The 19,774-nt window shown below is 41.3% G+C and carries 15 protein-coding genes and 1 tRNA gene; 15 read left to right on the forward strand and 1 reads right to left on the reverse strand.

Annotation, left to right across the window (positions count from 1 at the left end; genetic code table 11):
* The 9 genes from COT43_00960 (at position 1) to recN (ending at position 7,442) form a co-directional block, all read left to right on the forward strand.
* Positions 1–780: a triose-phosphate isomerase gene (locus tag COT43_00960; GenBank protein ID PIS30776.1), complete on the forward strand. Its 780-nt coding sequence runs from the start codon at positions 1–3 to the stop codon at positions 778–780.
* Positions 756–1,136, forward strand: coding sequence for a preprotein translocase subunit SecG (gene secG / locus COT43_00965; GenBank protein PIS30777.1), 381 nt, complete (start codon positions 756–758; stop codon positions 1,134–1,136). The genes COT43_00960 and secG overlap by 25 nt, the downstream gene beginning before the upstream one ends.
* 34 nt (positions 1,137–1,170) lie before the next feature.
* A tRNA-Leu gene (locus tag COT43_00970) sits at positions 1,171–1,254 on the forward strand.
* A gap of 31 nt (positions 1,255–1,285) precedes the next feature.
* A complete protein-coding gene (locus COT43_00975) occupies positions 1,286–2,590 on the forward strand; it encodes a hypothetical protein (protein PIS30778.1) in 1,305 nt (434 codons plus the stop codon).
* A gap of 115 nt (positions 2,591–2,705) precedes the next feature.
* A complete protein-coding gene (locus COT43_00980; protein PIS30779.1) occupies positions 2,706–3,392 on the forward strand; it encodes a hypothetical protein in 687 nt (228 codons plus the stop codon).
* Positions 3,379–3,753, forward strand: coding sequence for a holo-[acyl-carrier-protein] synthase (gene acpS / locus COT43_00985; GenBank protein PIS30780.1), 375 nt, complete (start codon positions 3,379–3,381; stop codon positions 3,751–3,753). The genes COT43_00980 and acpS overlap by 14 nt, the downstream gene beginning before the upstream one ends.
* On the forward strand, positions 3,750–5,309 hold the full coding sequence (locus COT43_00990) for a bifunctional ADP-dependent NAD(P)H-hydrate dehydratase/NAD(P)H-hydrate epimerase (GenBank protein PIS30781.1): 1,560 nt from the start codon (positions 3,750–3,752) through the stop codon (positions 5,307–5,309). The genes acpS and COT43_00990 overlap by 4 nt, the downstream gene beginning before the upstream one ends.
* Positions 5,306–5,701, forward strand: a complete 396-nt coding sequence (locus COT43_00995; protein PIS30782.1) for a hypothetical protein — start codon at positions 5,306–5,308, stop codon at positions 5,699–5,701. The genes COT43_00990 and COT43_00995 overlap by 4 nt, the downstream gene beginning before the upstream one ends.
* 40 nt (positions 5,702–5,741) lie before the next feature.
* Positions 5,742–7,442, forward strand: a complete 1,701-nt coding sequence (gene recN, locus COT43_01000) for a DNA repair protein RecN (protein ID PIS30783.1) — start codon at positions 5,742–5,744, stop codon at positions 7,440–7,442.
* A gap of 8 nt (positions 7,443–7,450) precedes the next feature.
* Here recN and COT43_01005 read toward each other — a convergent pair whose 3' ends face one another.
* A complete protein-coding gene (locus tag COT43_01005; GenBank protein PIS30784.1) occupies positions 7,451–8,365 on the reverse strand; it encodes a cation-efflux pump in 915 nt (304 codons plus the stop codon).
* A 310-nt stretch (positions 8,366–8,675) separates the two neighbouring features.
* On the opposite strand from COT43_01005, the gene COT43_01010 reads away from it, so the two are divergent.
* The 6 genes from COT43_01010 to COT43_01035 form a co-directional block, all read left to right on the forward strand.
* Positions 8,676–10,541 carry an alpha-amylase gene (locus tag COT43_01010; protein ID PIS30785.1) on the forward strand — a complete coding sequence of 622 codons (1,866 nt, stop codon included), beginning with the start codon at positions 8,676–8,678 and terminating at the stop codon, positions 10,539–10,541.
* Between the two features lie 13 nt (positions 10,542–10,554).
* Positions 10,555–12,261, forward strand: a complete 1,707-nt coding sequence (locus tag COT43_01015; GenBank protein ID PIS30786.1) for a hypothetical protein — start codon at positions 10,555–10,557, stop codon at positions 12,259–12,261.
* Complete coding sequence (locus tag COT43_01020) at positions 12,254–14,929, forward strand: hypothetical protein (GenBank protein PIS30787.1); 2,676 nt, start codon at positions 12,254–12,256, stop codon at positions 14,927–14,929. Before COT43_01015 ends, COT43_01020 begins: the two co-directional genes overlap by 8 nt.
* A gap of 235 nt (positions 14,930–15,164) precedes the next feature.
* Entirely contained in the window at positions 15,165–18,440 is a 3,276-nt protein-coding gene (locus COT43_01025) for a hypothetical protein (protein ID PIS30788.1), read from the forward strand.
* Positions 18,441–18,448: 8 nt separating this feature from the next.
* On the forward strand, positions 18,449–19,459 hold the full coding sequence (locus COT43_01030) for a hypothetical protein (protein PIS30789.1): 1,011 nt from the start codon (positions 18,449–18,451) through the stop codon (positions 19,457–19,459).
* Positions 19,460–19,518: 59 nt separating this feature from the next.
* A partial coding sequence (locus COT43_01035) for a hypothetical protein (protein PIS30790.1) occupies positions 19,519–19,774 on the forward strand: 256 nt, incomplete at its 3' end.

Genomic DNA, 19,774 nt, shown 5'->3' on the forward strand with positions numbered 1-19,774 from the left:
ATGAAAAAATATATTGTCGCAGCAAACTGGAAAATGAATAAAGATGTTCAATCTTCAGCCGATTTTGCCGTTATCTTGTCGAAAAACCTGTTGAAACTTAAGCGAACTGATGTTATATTATGCCCGCCATTTACGTCGCTTTTTCACATCAGTGAAATGTTAAAGATCACTTCCTTAAAACTCGGCGGTCAGAATATGTATTTCGAGAAATCCGGTGCATTCACTGGGGAAATTTCCGGAAGCATGTTGAAATCTGCAGGATGTCAATACGTGATTTTAGGGCATTCCGAAAGGCGTCATATCTTCAATGAATCCGACGAGTTGATTCAAAAGAAAATGACAGCCGCGCTGGAGATCGGGCTAAAACCCATTCTTTGTTTGGGCGAAAAACTCGAAGAACGTCAAGCGGGTGCGACACATAACGTGCTTGAAAGACAGTTTAAAGGTGCGTTCTCGGCCGTTTCGGACGACCAACTGAAGTCTTGTGTGATCGCCTATGAACCCGTTTGGGCAATCGGAACCGGAATTGTTGCAACTCCGGAACAAGCCTCGGAAGCGCATCAGTTTATCCGCCAATTGCTGAAAAATCAGTATGGTTCAGAGAATGCAGGAACGATGACGATTCTGTACGGTGGAAGTGTCAAACCGTCTAATGCGAAAACCTTAATTGAGGCAAAGGATATTGACGGTTTTTTAGTCGGCGGCGCAAGTTTGGTGGAACAGGATTTTGTCGGAATTTCCGAGATTGTTGAAAGATATTTAGTAGAGAAGGAGAAATAGTGTATACCCTTTTTATTGTCATTTTTGTTATTGTTTCGATTTTACTGACATTAGCGATTTTGATGCAATCCAGCAAAGGAGATGCTCTTTCTGGAACGTTTGGAAGTTTCGGCGGCTCAGGGTCTTTGTTCGGCGGTCGTGGAGCCGTAACGTTTTTATCGAAAGTGACAACAGGTCTGGCCGTTGCGTTTATGGTTCTTTCAGTCCTGATCAGTTTTCTATCGATTCCAAAAGGCGAACCAACCAGCATCATCAAACAGGAAGCGGATAGAAAAACCGTTCCCTCTGCCACTCTCTCAGTTCCTCAGGGTAGTATGGAGCAAGGAGAAGCGCCTGTGACACCGACCGGGAATTAAATCGGAAGTCGATGTTCTTTCTTAATCGTCTTAAGCCGAGGTGGTGGAATTGGTAGACACGCATGGTTGAGGGCCATGTGGGCGATAGCCTGTACGGGTTCGACTCCCGTCTTCGGCACTCGGTTTAGTCATGGGAAATTTTAAAACCGATGAATCAGAGAGGAAAAGCAATGAAACAAGTTTTGGCAGTATTAATGGTGTTATTAGGCGCGGTGCTTGCGTTCGGTCAAGGGTCGGATGATCTGATCAAAGCGTACGATTCACTTCAGAGAGGCGAGTATCAGACTGCTTTTGACATCTGCAAACCGATTGTCGATGCAGACCCGAATTATGCGGGCGCTAATTTCCTTTTGGGAAAGATTTACTATGGAATGGGCGATCTAGATAATGCTAAAATCTATGTCGATAAGGCAATCGAGTTAGATCGCGCCAACATGGAATATCGCGACGTCAGAAACACGATGGCGGCGTTTATCAGTAAACTTTCGGAAGCCTCGCGACTCGTCGCGAGCGCCGACTATCAAGGCGCCAAAAAGTTATATCTGGAGATTATTAAAGAGAATAAAAGTTTTGCTGAAGCCTATTATTCGCTCGGCGTCGTATTTGTCAGACTTCAAGATTACTCCAGTGCCGCCGAGTATATGAACAAAGCAATTCAGATGAAACCTTCGGAAGAAAAATATAAGAAAAATTTCCAAAGCCTTATCTCACAGGTTTTATCCGAAGGTGCACAACTGATGCAGAGGAAAAATTACCCCGGAGCGCTTGAAAAATTTCAGCAAGCCGCTAGTCTCGATTCTAACGATTATCGTTCTTACTATCTTAGCGCAGTCATTAACCTCGATGAAAAGAACTACACAAAAGCGCAAGGATTAATTAGTAAGTGTATCGAGAAGAATCCAAATAACCCCAAGGCTTTTTTAGTATTGGGCAAAGCGCAGACGAAACTAAATAATATTCCAGAAGCGCTTAAATCTTTCGAGATGGCGACAAATATCGATTCGCAATACTTGGACGGATGGATCAACATCGGTCAGATTTATTACCAGTTAAAGGATTTTTCAAATGCGATTCCCGCGTTAAATAAAGTCATTGAGATCAATGTAGATTACGAAACGGCTTATGAATTGTTGGGCGCTATCTACATCGAAATGAACAATTATAAGGACGCAATAACTGTGTTGTCCAAAGCAGTCCAACTCGATTCTAAGAGTACAACCAGTTGGCTCAGGCTTGCAACAGCTCAGAATAAACTCGGACAGTGTGAAGAGGCAAAAGTGTCTGCGAATAATGCCCTTAAACTCAAAGTCAACTGGGCGCCGGCACTGATCGAATTAGGAATTTCCGAAAGGTGTCTGGGAAACAGGTCTGCCGCCAAACAAGCCTTTCAACTTGCTGGTAAGGATTTGAAATGGAAGAGCGTCGCCGAGTTCGAACTCAAGACGGTTCAGTAAAATATTCGGGGAATTTGTTAGGAAAAGGGTGGGGAATGACCTCGCCCTTTTTCATTTATTGGCGTATGACGTTGCAAACGAACGGAAATCTTCCTATTTTACTCAGTGAGGTTATATGATTCGAGTAGTTATTTTCGATTTGGATAATACACTGCTGGACTTCATGCGGATGAAGGAGGGGAGCATTTCGGCGGCCATCGATGCGATGCGCGATGCCGGGCTGAATCTTCCGCCTTCAGAAATTCGTAATGGAATTGAAGCCGTTTATCGTGAAAAGGGAATCGAGTACCAGAATGTTTTCGATGATTTTTTAACTTGCGCACTGGGGTCTATCAACTATAAAATATTGGCGGCGGGAATTTTCGCGTATCGGCATGCGAAGGAAGGATACCTAATAACCTATCCATTTGTTCATCAAACCGTGATTGAACTGACAAGGATGGGGCTTCGGTTAGCGGTCATTTCAGACGCACCGCGAAGAGAAGCGTGGCTGAGAATTTACGCGACTAATCTCCAGCATTACTTCGATCTCGTTCTGACCTATGAAGATACTCATGAACGTAAGCCGCACCCGAAACCATTTTTATTGGCTTTAAAAAAGTTAAATGTTGAACCGGGGGAGGCGATCATGGTCGGCGACTGGGCAGAACGCGACATGGTTGGCGCAAAAAAGGTGGGAATGAAAACTGTTTTTGCGCGCTACGGCGACACAATGAACACGCTTCATTCAGGGGCAGATTATGAGATTGATGCTGTCTCGGATTTAATTGGCATTGTTAAAAAGGAAAATGGACTTGATTAAAATTGGGACCGATATAATCGAAGTCGAACGTATTCGACAATCGATCGAACGTTATGGTGACCGGTTTCTTGTCAGGATTTTTTCTCCAGAAGAAATTAATTATTGCCGAAGTCATGCGATTCCCGAACAGCATTTTGCAGGTAAATTCGCCGCCAAAGAATCTGTCCAAAAAGCATTACTCAGCATCAATCCGACGTTAATCGTCTGGCCGAATCAGATCGAGATTATCAACGACGAGTCCGGAAGTCCGCATGTTCGGTTGATCAGTTCGCTAGGCAAAATCTGTCAATCTTACGTTATCGAAATTTCCGTCTCGCATGTCAAGGAATTTGCTACAGCAACAGCCATCGTGATGATATGAAAGAATTTGTTCTAAATAACCAAGAATCTCATCAAATTAACCGATTTGCGATCGAAAAACTCGGCATTTCCGGGCGGGAGTTAATGTGGAAAGCCGGTGGATTCGTTTCGCTCAAAGCCAAGAAAATCCTGAAAGATGTTCCGAACAGTCGCATCGATTTCTTTTGTGGCGTTGGAAATAACGGAGGGGACGGATTTGCTGCGGCTGGCAATCTGTCCGATTGGGGCGCCAATGTGTTTTGTTGGCTTTTGGGTGACGATGAAAAAATTAAAGGCGACGCGGCATTTTTTTACGATCAGTGTATCAATAAAGGAGTCCCAATCCGTAAAATAGCGACGAATGAAGATATTCTGGAACTCGATGAATTGGCAGAGACGGAACTGATTGTCGATGCCATTTTCGGGACTGGCTTCAAAGGAGATATTCCAGAAATAATCAGTAAAGTCATTCAGAAAATATCCGAATCGAATCAACCCGTTTTGTCGGTCGATATTCCTTCTGGTGTTAACGGCGACACCGGGCAAGTCGGGAACTGCGCTGTGAATGCGGATTGGACGATCACAATGGGATTTCTCAAACGCGGATTGCTATTTTATCCGGGGAAAAAGTACGCGGGTGAAGTGTTTGTCGTCGATCTGAATTATCCGAAGAAATCGTTCGAAATTTTTCCAAACGAGACCTTTTTAATAAGCCGAAATCAGGTTAAAAATATTCTACCGCTCATTCCGGAAGACACTTACAAACATCGACAGGGAAAAGCGCTCATTATTGCCGGATCGCCGGGGATGACGGGTGCGGCGACGCTTGCAGGGATGGCGACTTTACGAGGCGGTGCCGGATTGGTCGTCGTGGCTGTTCCCGAGAGTTTGAATCCAATTATGGAAGTGAAATTGACGGAAGCTATGACCATTCCCGTTCCGGAATCCAGCGATCACACTTTCAATGTTAGTTCTTTGGATTCTCTTAAAGCGCGAATTGAGTGGAGCGACGTTGTCGCTTTCGGCCCGGGCGTATCGACGCATTCCGAGGTCATCGAATTTGGAAAGAAATTATTGGTCGCTTCGAAGAAGCCGCTGATTGTCGATGCTGACGGATTGCGTATTTTTAAAGATGATTTGGATCAAATTCGCAAAATCGACGATCTCATTTTGACGCCGCATCACGGAGAATTTTCAATGATTACCGGCATTCCGGTTCAGAAAATTGCGGAAAGAACCATCGATATTGCCCGTCAATTTGCGATGAAATATTCCTGCACGCTGGTTCTCAAGGGAGCGCCAACGGTTATTGCAGACAGGAATGGCGCAGTGGCAATCAATCCTACTGGGAACGCCGCGCTGGCAACGGGCGGAACCGGAGATGTCTTGACCGGTTTGATTACCGCCTTCCGCGCTCAAGGAATTTCTTCGTTTGATGCTTCGATTGCGGCAGTTTCGATTCATGGTACCGCCGGAGACCTCGGGAAAATTCGGTATGGTACTCGTTCCTTTATTGCCGGAGACCTGTTTGAGTTCATTCCAAAAGTATTAAAAAAATTGGAGCGGCTTTCTGGATGACAAGACTTTGGCTCAAGATTCCGGCTATTCTATATTCATTGGTGATTTTTTTACTGTCGTCCATGCCGCAAGAAAATGTCATACGGGTTGACATCTGGAATTTCGATAAAGTGGAGCACCTTATTGAATACGGCATTTTCGGAATCTTCCTCATGTTAGCTTTTGCCAATTTTCAATCTGAAAAAGTTGCACGAAACGCCGTTTGGATCAGTCTCATCATCGGTATTTTATATGCCGGTACAGATGAAATTCACCAACTTTACGTTCCGGGAAGATTTTGCAGTGTATATGATCTGATCGCCGATACGATTGGGATTGCACTCGGCGCTTATTATTTTTCTAAAAGCAGATGGATTGCTCGGATGAGGAATCGGCTGGATAGTTACAGATAATTTTCCGGATGATTGGAGCGAAACAGACAGGAAAAGTAATATGAGGTTGCTACGGCTTAAAATCGAGAACTTTGCGATTATCAAGCAGATCGATATAGAATTCAAATCCGGTTTCACCGTGATGACTGGAGAAACCGGCGCGGGAAAATCCATTATCATTGAGGCGCTGAACCTTGCGCTAGGTGATAAAGCTTCTCAGACGGTTATTCGGTCGGGTGAAGAATTCGCTTCCGTTGAGTGTGTGTTCCAGCTCGATCGGAAAAATCCACGGCTGGTCGCCTTTTTTCAGTCAAAAAAAATCGATACGGAGCGGGAAAGCCTGATATTGCGCCGGGAGATCTCCTATACTGGACGATCAAAAGCCTGGATCAACGGCAAATCCTTTCCAGTTTCTCTTCTCAAGGAAATCGGCGATCGTTTAGTCGATTTGCACGGTCAGCATGATCATCAATCGCTTTTGAACGAAGAAACACACATTGACTTTTTGGATTCTTATGGGAATTATGCCGAATTATTGACTGAGGTAAAATCCTGCTGGCAACATCTGCGGTTGGTTCAAGATTCGTTAAATATTCTCGAACAGCGGAGGAAAATCAACCACGAAAAGCGGGAATTGTGGGAATTTCAGATAGATGAAATTCAGAAGGTTGATCCGAAATCCGGCGAGTTCGAGGAATTGACGCAAACGAAAACGCTTCTGGAAAACGCCGAAAAAATTCATGGCATCGCAGAAGAACTTACAAATGCTTTGTACGAAAATGATGCTTCGCTTTACCATCGGATTGTTGAGGTCGAAAAAAAACTCGGCAATCTGTGTCGGCTTTCTCCGATGTTTGTCAATTACCTTACCAAACTTGAAGAATCGCAGTATCTGTTTCAGGAAATCTCGAATCAATTAACCAATTTTGCGAGCGGTCTTCAGTATGATCCGCTTCAATTGGAAAAGATCAACCAGCGTCTCTATTCTTTACAGCAGTTGATGAGAAAATACGGTCCCGGTTTGGATGATGTCATGGCATACGCCGAACAAGTTAGGAAAAATCTGGCCGAAGACGACGGATCAGATATTGAATTGGCAAGGTTGACGAAAGAAGTTAAAGCCGCTACCGAAAATTATATGGCGTCGGCAAACCGATTATCGGAAAGACGTAAGGAAGAGTCAATTCATTTGGAATCAAAACTCGATTCGGCATTAAATCGGCTCGGAATTAAAGGAAGCCTGTTCAAGGTACAAATCGATCCGATTTGTGAAGTGATTGAACGAACAGTCAGCGAACCATCTAATCATTTTATGGGAGAAAAGGGAATCGATCATGTCGTCTTCCATATTTGTACGAATCCCGGCGAACCGCTCAGACCGTTGGCGGATATTGTATCTGGTGGAGAAGTTTCCCGGATCATGCTTGGATTAAAGTCGATTCTGGCTGGACGTGACCAAATACCGGTTTTGATTTTTGATGAAATCGATACGGGAATTTCTGGTCGTATTGCGCGGATTGTCGGTGAGGAACTTCGGGAATTGGCGAAATTTCACCAAATCATCTGCATCACGCACCTCCCACAAATTGCAGGGCTGGGATTGGACCATTTGAGCGTTCAAAAAATTACAGATAATGGAAGAAGTGCAACTCAAATTATTCGATTGTCACATGGCGAACGGATAAAGGAAATTGCCACGATGATTGGTGGGAAATCCATCAGTCAAACCACGCTCCGTCAAGCGGAAGAACTTTTGTCTTAGAAATAAATCTACCTGTCTTCATCAATTAAAATATTTGGTTCGGTGTGTACGGAAATGAAGGTTTCCGTGCCATATCGGTTTTTAATACGTTTTTCGACATCGGTAGCGATTTCGTGTGCCGCACAAATGCTAAGATTTTGATCGACGTAAATATGAATATCAATGGCAATGTTATATCCGATTTTTCGAGTTCGCAGATCGTGAGGTTTGATAACCCCCGGGCAATTCGAAATGATCTCGATGATTTCATTTTCAACAGAATCGTCCAGCGACTCTTCGGATAATTCACGGAGGCTTACGACTGTGATAGAGTATGCAACTTTGATGATGAAAAAACTGACAATAACGGCGGCAATTGGGTCCAGAATTCGCCAACGTTCTCCTAAAAGGATCGCGCCACCAATGCCGATTGTCGTACCGATTGATGAAAACGCATCTGAGCGATGATGCCATGCATTGACGACGACAGCCTGACTTGAAATCTCTTTACCGACCTTGATCGTGTACCGATATAAGCATTCTTTGAAGATTACAGATGTAATCGCCGCGATCAGAGCAATATTTCCCGGTTTTTCAAGCAGAGAGCCGGAAAGGTTAAAAAAAATTTTCTTCCCACCTTGCCAGAAAATGCCAACTCCAACGATTAAAAGCGCCAGGCCGATGAAGGCTGTGGCCAGAGTTTCGAATTTACCATGTCCGTAATCGTGTTCGTGATCGATCGATCTCCGAATGATTCGAAAACTTATCAATACGACAATATCCGTTATAAAATCGGATAAAGAATGAACGGCATCTGCAATCATAGCGCCGCTTTGTCCTATAATTCCGGCAACCATTTTGAGGGCTGTTAAAAGTAAATTTGTGAAAAAGCCGATCCATGTAACCCTGTTGGCTTTCGCGGCGCGAACATCATTAGAATTCATACTCAAAACTCCCCCAAAAAATTTCCTTCATTGTTAAGAAATAAATCAAGATAAACGATTGGATTGAAAGGAAACGTTTTGTGCCATTTTTTTTTAGTTCCTAAACCATACACCCCGGTTTGGGAAAACGCTGTCAGAAAACAGTGCAGCAAATTTTAAGCAATAATCGAATGGAAGTAAAGAAAAATGTCGTGGAATTTGTCTCACCTATGAAAATAGCTATAATTAAATCCGTAGAAAAATTTTGTTGACAACAAATTTTAGAAGCGATATATTCAAATGTGAATAGTAACTCAGTTTTGAACTACAAATGATGAATGTGCGCGAAAAAAGGTCTCCCGAATTCTGTGGTGGTTTCGAATTTCGTGTCTTTTTTCTACTGATGGCAATCCTTTTTTATCTGAATCCAGAGGATTTATATTCGGGAGATAAAAGTCCTGAGTGGGCAAAAACTGCGATTTGGTATCAGATATTCCCGGAACGATTTCGGAATGGAGATACAAAAAATGATCCGACTGTCGAAACGCTTGAAGGAACCTGGCCATACGATCACCAGATCGATTGGCGAATTATGCCGTGGACATCAGATTGGTACAAATTACAGCCGTGGGAAGAGAAAAATGCCCACGGTTTTTATTACAATGCTCAAACGCGTCGGTATGGCGGAGATATTCAGGGAATTTTAGATGAACTCGATTATTTACAAGACCTCGGCATCACGGCGATCTATTTAAATCCGATTTTTGAATCGGCGTCAGCTCACAAATACGGCGCAACGAGGTATCATCACATCGACAATAACTTTGGACCGGATCCAACAGGCGATTTGTCGATTTGGAAAATAGAAAATCCGGGCGATCCATCAACTTGGAAATGGACTGCGGCCGATAAATTATTCCTGAAACTCGTTCAGGAAGTGCATGCCCGCAAAATGAAGATAATCATCGATGGGGTGTTCAATCATGTTGGTATTCCGTTTTGGGCATTCCAGGATGTCAGAAGAAATGGAAAAGCCAGCCGATACGCTGACTGGTTCGTAATCAAATCCTTTGACGACCCAAAAACCAGCCGGGATGAATTTGAATATCAAGGGTGGTATGGAGTCACTGATTTACCGGAAGTATGGGAAGATGCAAACGGACCGGCACAAGGTTTTCGGGATCACATTCAGGCGGTCGTAAAAAGATGGGGTGATCCCAATGGCGATGGTGATCCGTCGGATGGAATCGATGGCTGGCGTTTGGATGTGGCTGAGATGGTCAGCAAATCTTTCTGGCGTGATTTCCGGAGATGGGTAAAATCAGTTAATCCGGAAGCATACCTTACCGGTGAGATATGGTGGGAGGATTTTCCCAATAATAAAATGTTCGATGCATCGCCCTGGCTTCAGGGCGATATTTTCGACGGTGTGATGAATTACCGTTTCGGGGATGCGATGCTCAAGGGCTTTGTTGATAAAAAGATGCATGCGAATCCGACCGGCCTGGATCAGTTATTGGGCGATATCCGCAATAAATATCCGTTGCCGGCTCAGTATCAATTGATGAATATCATGGGCAGTCATGATAACGAGCGCTTTGCCAGCCTGCTAATAAATCCCGATCGGTGGATCGACCATGGCGGAAATCTGGGTTATAATAAGGATTTCAAGGTTAATCGTCCATCTGAATCAGACCGTGAGGTGCAGAAAGCGATCCTTGTATTTCAATTTACGTACATCGGCGCTCCATATATTTATTATGGTGATGAGGTTGGGATGTGGGGAGCCGATGATCCCGATAATCGAAAGCCGATGGTCTGGTCTGATTTGAGCTATGAAACCGAGACGGCTCATCCATTCAACATGAAAAGGTCAGCGGATTTGGTCGAGGTAGATCAGGAACTGTTCGACTTTTACAAATCTGTGATTCTTCTACGCAAGGAACACGAGAGTCTGCGCCAAGGACTTTATCGTACAGTGGCTCTTGACGATAAAAATAATTTATTTACTTTTGAAAGGTGTAGTAAAGAAGAGACAATAAGAGTGATTTTTAATCTTTCAGATAAAGTGCAAAAAATTGATTGTAGAATTCTATTTCCAAAGAGTGAAAAGTGGAAAGTTCTTTTTGGAAATGCCGCATTTGATGATCCATTACAGCCGAAATCTGCCAGAATATTTATAAAAGAGATGAAATAAGTAAGTAGTTTTAATGAAATATCTTTTACATAGTGTTTCGATCAATCGACCCTTAGTGTTGATTGTATTGTTAGTATTTGGATCATGGGTTCTTGGGTTTGCAGATAACAAAAAAGTCCTTGCCGTTTATAATGGTGGTTCTGTCAGCATTGATGAATTTTTAAATAATTACAGGAATTATTTAAAAATTACCGGTATCAAGGATAACATGATCAGCAGGAAACTAATTTTGGATAGTGTTATCAATGAGAAAATAGTGCTTGCTGAATTTAAAAATGCAAAAATGGAACATGAGGCTGTTTATATCGAAGAACAAAATCTTATTTATGACCAACTTTTATTAAATAGTTACTTCGAGAAAGAAATTCTTCCGAAGATACAATTTAACAATGCTCAATTATCAAACTATTTTACGATGGAAAATACATTGTATCATATCAAACAAATTTTCACAGGAAGTTATGATACTGCGATCGTTTATTATCAATTATTAAACTCAGGTATATCCATTGAAGCGCTAGTTAACCGGATGAAAATACCGGAAGTGAAATATGATTTAGGGTTTGTTTTAATAAACGATGTTCACCCGCAATTTCGTGAAATTATCCAGAGGCTTCAGCCAGGTGAAATCAGTATGCCTTTAAAGGGTCAGTATGGGTATACGGTTTTAAAACTGGAAGAAAAACGCGTAAGACCTCTTCTGACAGAATATGAATTTGCCAAACAGAGAAAATTTTTGTCTGAAAAGTTGGCGGTGGAATATAAGGATTCCTTAAGGCATGAGTATGTAAAAAAGCTAGCGGAGGGACTTGAGGTTGAATGGTATGAAGAAAAACTCCCTGATTTACTCCATATAATGATGAGCGCTAGAGAGAAAAGTGATTTGCCAATTCACCATGATACTCGTGGGATTTTCAGTGATCCGGTATGCAGTGTAAGGAATAACAAATACAATTACTTTACTCTTTTACCATATATTTTAAAGTCCAGAAATGAACATTTGAAATCTGTCAGAGATATAGAAAGTTTGAAAGATTTCATTACTGGAATTATTGTGCGTGAACAAACATTAACCGCAGCGCGAGCGATGAAAATTGAAAAGGATAATGATTTCCGGCAATTGTACGCGAAAAAAGTTTCAAAATTAAAAATTGATACTTGGATAAAAAGTTTTACTGATACTATTCTCTTTTCTGATATGGATTATGGATATTATTATGATAAAAACAAGACAGAATTTATACTTCCGATTCGAAGGAGTGTATTTGAAATATGTGCACCAAATAAAGATGCTGCTGATGAATGTTTCCAAAGAATAAAAAAGGGCGAACAATTCGGGAGTATTGCTAGTGAATTCTGTCAGTTTCACCAAAATAAGACGTCAGATGGATATCTTGGAATCCTCACGTCCGGAGAACTTGGTAAGTTTGGACCTACTATATTTTCTGCTACATTGGGTTTGGTTGTCGGGCCATATCAGTTTGAGGATGCTTATTATTTATTTCTTGCGACAGAAGAATATCCTAGCCGGGCTTTAGGTCTGCAAGAGGTAAAGCCGATCATTGAAAAAAAATATCGTGAGGATTTAGTTCACAGTAAAATGAAGCGATATTTCGATAAAAAAGTGAAAGAATATAACGTAAAGAAGAATCTGCCAATACTTAAATCAATTCAATACCAAGATAGTAGTAGTAAAAGAGGAATTGTCGCCAATGAGTAAACTACGAATTACTGTGTTGTCACTATTTCTTCAGTCTGTCCTATTCGGAGGTGTAACTGGGAAGATTTCAGGAACTATTGTTGAGAAGGAGGGTCGTAAGCCGCTTATTGGATGTAATATTATTATAGAAGGCACTTATCTCGGAGCAGCATCTTCAGCGGACGGTGATTTCATAATCCTTAATATCCCTCCGGGTTACTATAATATTCAAGCAACAATGATAGGATATGCTCCGCTTAAAATTGAGAATATTGCCGTATCGGTCGATCAAACTACAACAGTTTATATCGAAATGAATATTGAATCAATTCAAGGACAAACTGTTTTGGTGGTTTATGATCGTCCAGACGTACAAGCCGATCGTACTTCAACTCAAGTTCACATCTCTGAAGATGTGATTCGAGATATGCCTATTCAGGAAGTCAGTGAATTAGTTGAAATTCAATCCGGGATAACAAAGGATGCCGGTGGTGGATTACATATTAGAGGAGGACGAGGTAGCGAAGTCGTATATTGGATTGATGGAGTGCCAGTGACTGATAGTTATGATGGCAGCGCAATTGTCGAGGTGGATAAAAATGCAATTCAGGAATTGCAACTGGTGAGTGGTACTTTTAATGCCGAATATGGCCAAGCAATGTCGGGAATTATTAATATTGTAACTCAGACCGGAAGTGAAAAATTTCATGCTTCTATCGATGCCAGTAGTGGTGGATATTGGGCAAGTTCTGACGATATGTTTATTGGTCTTGATAAATACAATCCATTAATGACACAAAATGTTTCCGGTTCGTTTAGTGGCCCATTACTTTCCAAAAACCTTCGATTTTACCTTTCAGGAAGGAAATATTATAGTGATGGATGGTTAAATGGATATAACTATTATACACCAACAGGGACCTCCGGTGATAGCAGTATTGAAAATATGAACTGGCAAGATAAATATTCTCTCAATGGGAAAATATCCTATTATTTAACTCATAATATCAACGTGCATTTTAATGCACTTTTAAATGAAAGAGATTACCAGGACTATGATCACTTCTATAGATGGAATCCCAAAGGAAATCCCTATCGCTATGATAATGGTCAAAACTACTCGATTACATTGAACCATACATTAAGTTCTAAATCATTTTATACGGTGAAAGCGTCATCAGCCTACTCCGAGTATAAACAGTACTTATATGAGGATCCATTGGATAGCCGTTATGTCCATCCTGATAGTCTTAATGTTTCCAGTTATACATATGTTACCAGCGGAACAAACTTGTATCATTACTATCGAAGTACAAATACTGCGTTGATAAAATTTGATTTAACATCACAAATGACCAAACGTCATCTGGTAAAGATAGGGGCTGAGTGCCGATCACATGATATTGAGCAGGAAGATTATACCATAACCTATAAGACTGATAGCCAAAATATCGAAATTGAACCTTTTGAACCTGATACTTTAGGGACACATACTTCATCACACGGTTATTATCGAGAAAAACCAGAAGAATTCAGTATTTATGCCCAGGATAAACTCGAATATCAAAACCTGATCGTAAATATTGGCCTGAGATTTGATTATTTTAACTCGAACGGACATGTATTGGCCGATCCCGAAGATCCGAATATATATTCACCGTTTAAACAAGAACACATAAATATGACTATGGCAGAGCGCGAAGCAGTCTGGTATGAAAAGGTTAAGCCAAAAACCAGTATCAGCCCACGTTTAGGATTAGCGTTTCCGATTACCGATCAAGGCGTCATTCACTTTTCCTACGGCCATTTTTTTCAAATTCCTTCATTCCAATATCTGTACAATAGTGGTATTAAAGTTGCTACTAGCGGGGGTACTTACGGACCCTATGGAAACGCTGATCTGGAACCACAGCAAACAATCATGTACGAACTTGGGTTGCAACAACAATTAATGAAAGATCTTTCTATTGATGCTACCATGTTTTATCGGGACATACGTAATTGGGTAAGTACAAGTACTGCAATTTCCACAACAATTCCCGGAGTGACCTATGTCCAATTTATTAACAGAGATTACGCCAATGCCCGTGGAGTCGTATTGTCATTAAAGTATAATTTAAATACTTTACTCTATGCAAATATGGAATATACTTATCAAATTGCCGAAGGTTCGAATTCCGATCCGGGTGATGAATATAACTCTCTGTTAAACAATGAAGAGCCAACCCGGTATATCACACCACTTAATTGGGATCAGAGGCATACATTAAATGGATCTATTACTTATAACTATAATCATTGGAATATAGCCTGGATTGCATCTTATGGATCTGGCTATCCCTATACTCCGTCGATCGGTATTTCGACCCGGACAGGATTAAATGCCAGTTCAATAATGCCCTCAAACAGCCGGCGTAAACCAACGACTTTTGAGATAAATTTTAGGATAAATTATACAATTAAATTCGGCAAATATGACGTATCATTTTACAGTAACGTAAATAATATTCTGGATACCAGAAATGCCACCAATGTTTTTTCAGATACAGGTGAACCGGATTACACAAATAGTATTGCTAATGTCGGTAGTGATGAAAATCGAACCAACACAGTTGAAGAATATATAATTTATCCCCATTGGTATAGTGTGCCACGGGAGATATTATTTGGTATTAAACTATCATTATAGGGGATTGCCAATGAAAATTCAACGAACGATAATATTTTTAATCTTTCTAGTACAATTCTGCTTGGCTTATGTGCCGTCAACCCACAGGGGTAATCCAATTTATGAGAGGAAGACCGAGATAGATGGCAATCTTGTCCGGGCAAGTATATTTAATTATGCATTCGCGGGTCGTACCAGTGGAAGTGAACCTAACCACATTCCTTTTGAATGGCCTAAGAACACTCGTCAAGAATATATGGCAATTGTAGCGGCCTTTGTTGGCGCTGAAGTAAAAACCGAAGATGGGACTACTCAAAAAATTGTCATTACTCCCCATTATCGTACAGATCCTAATACTGGATCATCTTGGAATTTCGAACCCGTACCAGGATTTCTCAACGAAAATTCCGATTTGATTGCTAAAAGCACTGTCGAAAATTCTTGGCCGTTGTATTGGCCTGATCGTATGAATGATACTTCAGATCCAGGCTGGATCGGCTCGTGGAACGGCTATTTTGGTAAAAATCAATTCAATGCCGATCAGGAAATCTATTATGAATGTTCCGATGACATATATAATCGTTTTAACTATTTTCCCGATACTACAGATCTTAGTCGGCGTGGCCTCGGACTATTAATGAAAGTACGTGTGATGGCGTGGTCACAAATTTTAGTAAACGACGATGTGTTTATTCTCCATGAAGTCATTAACGATGGAACTAAAAAATTAGAAAAAACAGTATTTTCAATTTGGTTGGCTGATATGGTTGGCGGTGATGGCGATACCGGTGATGACCATCCCTCATTTGATATGTTGACAGATGTGGCCTGGTGTATGGATGCTTATCCTTACGTGGGCAATGACGATTTCGGCGATACGCCGGTTGGAGTTGTGGCTACTGCTTTCCTGGAAACCCCTGGAAATGGTGTGGATGGGATTGATAATGACGGTGATGCTGATTCCCATCCGGAGTTATTGTCGGAATGGTCAAATTATGAGAACCTTGTCCCGTTATTTACCAGCGACGATTTCAATACGACAACTCTTTCGAACGGAACAAAGCTGGTGCTTATTGATGAGAATTACTCCAGGCATATTATAAGATTCCCGGGAATAGATACGACGGTAATATCCCAGGGAATTTCCTATAATTTGACAAATGGTATGATCCTCGAGGAAAATATTGATAATTTAATCGATGATGATCTGGATGGTCTAATCGATGAAAATATTGATCTGCATTTAGATCGTTTGACAGTCGGCGGAGTAATACCGGTCCGCCACATTAACTACAAGGCGTTTAATATCGGTGATACAATCAAACGCGGTTTATTGGTAGCCGGAGACACGGTGACCTATCGACAAGCCACAGTAGCCCCCATGATCGACGAGACTCGTTCGGATTGTGTGGATAATGATCGGGATTGGAGCGCAATTACTGATGACAATGGACTCGACGGTAAAGCGTACTCAGGGGACACAGGGGAGAACGATAATGCGCCAACTTCCGGATATGGTACCGGATTAACCGGCGAACCGAATATCGATTTGACTGACGTTTCCGAATCAGATCAGATCGGCCTGACTTCGGCAGCCTATATTGCTTCTGCCGAAAACACTACCGGTTATGCTGATAATAAGATGTGGCGTGAATTTCTTACACCCGGAAAATTTTTCGATCCTACAACTGAATTAGAGGGTGACTATAATCTTCATATCAGTTCCGGATATTTTCCGCTGGAAGTCGGTCAGACGGAGAGGATCTCCATTTCTGTCAACCTTGGTGTCGATCAGACAGATGCTCTCAGAAATAAAGATGTTGCCCAAAAGACTTATGATATGGACTATCAATTTGCGAAGGCTCCGCGGGCGCCAACAGTGACTGCGGTAGCCGGAGATGGAAAAGTAACAATTTATTGGGATGATCTTGCCGAGCAATCATACGATAATTATATGGCTGATTTAGGAGCTAACGGTTATGATTTCGAAGGTTATCGAATTTACCGCTCCACTGATCCGGCATTTTCCGATCAATATCTGATCACAGACACAGATGGGGTACTGACTTATTACAAACCGGTTGCCCAATTTGACCTCGATAATGGTATACAGCGAGTGGATTCTTCATTAGATATAAATGGCATCAAATATGATCTGGGCGATGATACCGGAATCCAACATACTTATGTCGATGAAAATGTCCAGAACGGACAACGATATTTTTATGCCGTGACCTCGTATGACGCCGGCGGGTACAGTATGGGAATTGCGCCGTCGGAATGTCCCATATATGTACAGCTCCTGTCAGACGGTAGTGTTGAGACTGGGATTAATGTCGCTGAAGTAACTCCTTCACCTAATCCGGCTGGCTATGTCGAACCCGAAATTGCCATCGAACATCTTTCGGGCTCGAGTTCAAGTCGAATTAACCTTGAAATAATTGATCAAATGGCGTTGAAAGACCGAAATGTATATCAAATAACTTTTGAAGACACGACCAAGAAAGCCTCAAAACGAATCTACGAGGATACCTTAACCACTAAAAATTTCACCCTTGTGAATGTTACTGACATCGCTGAACCCGATACGCTGATTGATCATTCTACAAAAATTCATACCGGTGATGAACATCTTGTTATAGATGGTTTTCAGATCTCGTTTAATCTTGAATCGGTGATTGAATTAAACAGTAGTTTGTCGAAGTGGAATGGTGGCGATACCATGATTTTTGCACCGATATTTATGCGCTGGGAGGATATCGGCAAGGTAGGATATCGAAAACCGTCAGATTATCGTTTGACCATCGGTGATGTTGGTTTGGGGAAAAGTACCCAGATGAAAGTTGCCGGGGGAGTGGTTACCCTGCCCGCGATAAATGTAAATTTCAAAATTGAAAATATAACGGAGAATAAAGTACTGGATTTCGGCTTTTGGGAACTTGATACAACCGGAGGAACAGGAAAGTTAACCTCAAATCTCGATGAATCGGATATTATAATCTTATTGGAAGATAAAATAAGTACCAGTGGTGATACGACCAGTGTATATACTTGGCAATTCAAAATGAAGCATCTCATTCCCGATTCATTAAAACGGCATCCGCGATCAGGTGATGTGGTCGATCTTATCGTAAAGAAACCGTTCCTCGGTGATGATTTATTTGAATTCACAATATATGGTCCGGAAATCAGTAAAAAAGCAGTCAAGTCTGATATTAAACAAATCAAAGTAGTTCCAAATCCTTATATCGGGGCCAATACCTGGGAGACGAAGAATCCTTATGATTCAGGTCGAGGTCCTAGAGTTATTCATTTTAACCATGTTCCGATGGATTGCGAAATCACGATCTTGAACATAGCAGGTGAAATCGTTGATCAATTTGAAGTGCATAATGCTATTGACGACGGTATTGCCGAATGGGATTTATTATCGAAGGATAATTTGTCTATTTCATACGGACTTTATCTCTATCATGTAAAAGATCTGTTAAGCAATGCGGTACAAACCGGGAAATTTGCGGTTATTAAATAGGTGATGGAATGGGGAAAAAAATAATAGTATTGATTGTTTTTATTTGCAATGTAATGTTAGCTCAATCAATATCGAAGGTTGGAACATCATCCGCTAAGTTTTTAAATGTTCCAGTTGATGCTTGGGGAACTGGCCGAGGGGGGGCGGTTGTCGCTGGATTTAAAGATGCGTCAACTCTTTTTTGGAATCCGGCAACGATCACGTTTCTTGATAGAATGTCAACTCATTTCAGTTATACGAAATGGTTTGAGGATATCAGTTTCAACTACATCGCAGCAGTAATTCCATTTCGAACGGGTACCTTTGGTGTCAATGCAACATTTTATCAAACAAATCCGATTGAGGTGACAACAGAGCTTTATCAGGATGGTACTGGAGAATATTATTCGGTGAGTAGCAATGCCATCGGCCTAGCCTATGCCCGAAATCTTACTGATAAATTTGCGATCGGCGCCAACGCAAAATATATTATTGAAAATATTTATCATTGTTCTGCTACTGGTTTAGCATTGGATATTGGCGGCCACTATGTAACTCCTTGGAAAGGGCTTCGGCTTGGTTTTTCGATAAATAATTTTGGTACAAAGATGCAAATGACCGGAGAAGATTTACTGATCACTACTGACCCAGATCCTTCCAATAGCGGTAATAACGACAATATCAATGCTTATTACGCTACAGATAAATTTGATTTGCCTTTATCAATGACGATTGGAATGGCTTGGGATTTAAACTTTTTGAAAAAAAATAAACTTACTCTGGAGATAGATGGCATTTATCCGAGTGATAACTATGCAAGCGTCAATACCGGGATAGAGATGTCGATGTTTAATGATATTATTCATTTACGTTCGGGAATAAGTGATCTGTTTATGAAATCGGAAGAACCACAATATTCATTTGGCGGAGGTATCCGTTGCCCAATTCTCGGGCAGATGGTTCTAAATGTTGATTATTCATATCAATTGCATGAATACTTCAATAAAAATGAACATTTTTCTATATCAATTACATATTAATATTGAGGATTAAAGAAAGTAAGTAAATGTCGTTTCTAACAAAAAAAAGGAGAATCATCATGAAAAAAGCTACGAGTGTGGTGGTCGCATTACTAATGATGTTATCATTCGGTTTTGCGGCTAATGTGACCTTTAAGGTTCACATGGAGTATCAGGTAGCACAGGGGAATTTCAATCCTGTAACTGATACTGTGGATGTCATTGGCGGTTTTACCAGTGGATGGAGTACTTATGTGCAACTGACCGATGACGATCATAATAATGTCTGGGAAGGTACCCTGACTATTGCCGAGGGTGATTATGGATTCAAATTCC

It is taken from the genome of Candidatus Marinimicrobia bacterium CG08_land_8_20_14_0_20_45_22, assembly GCA_002774355.1.
Lineage (GTDB): Bacteria > Fidelibacterota > UBA2242 > UBA2242 > UBA2242 > 0-14-0-20-45-22.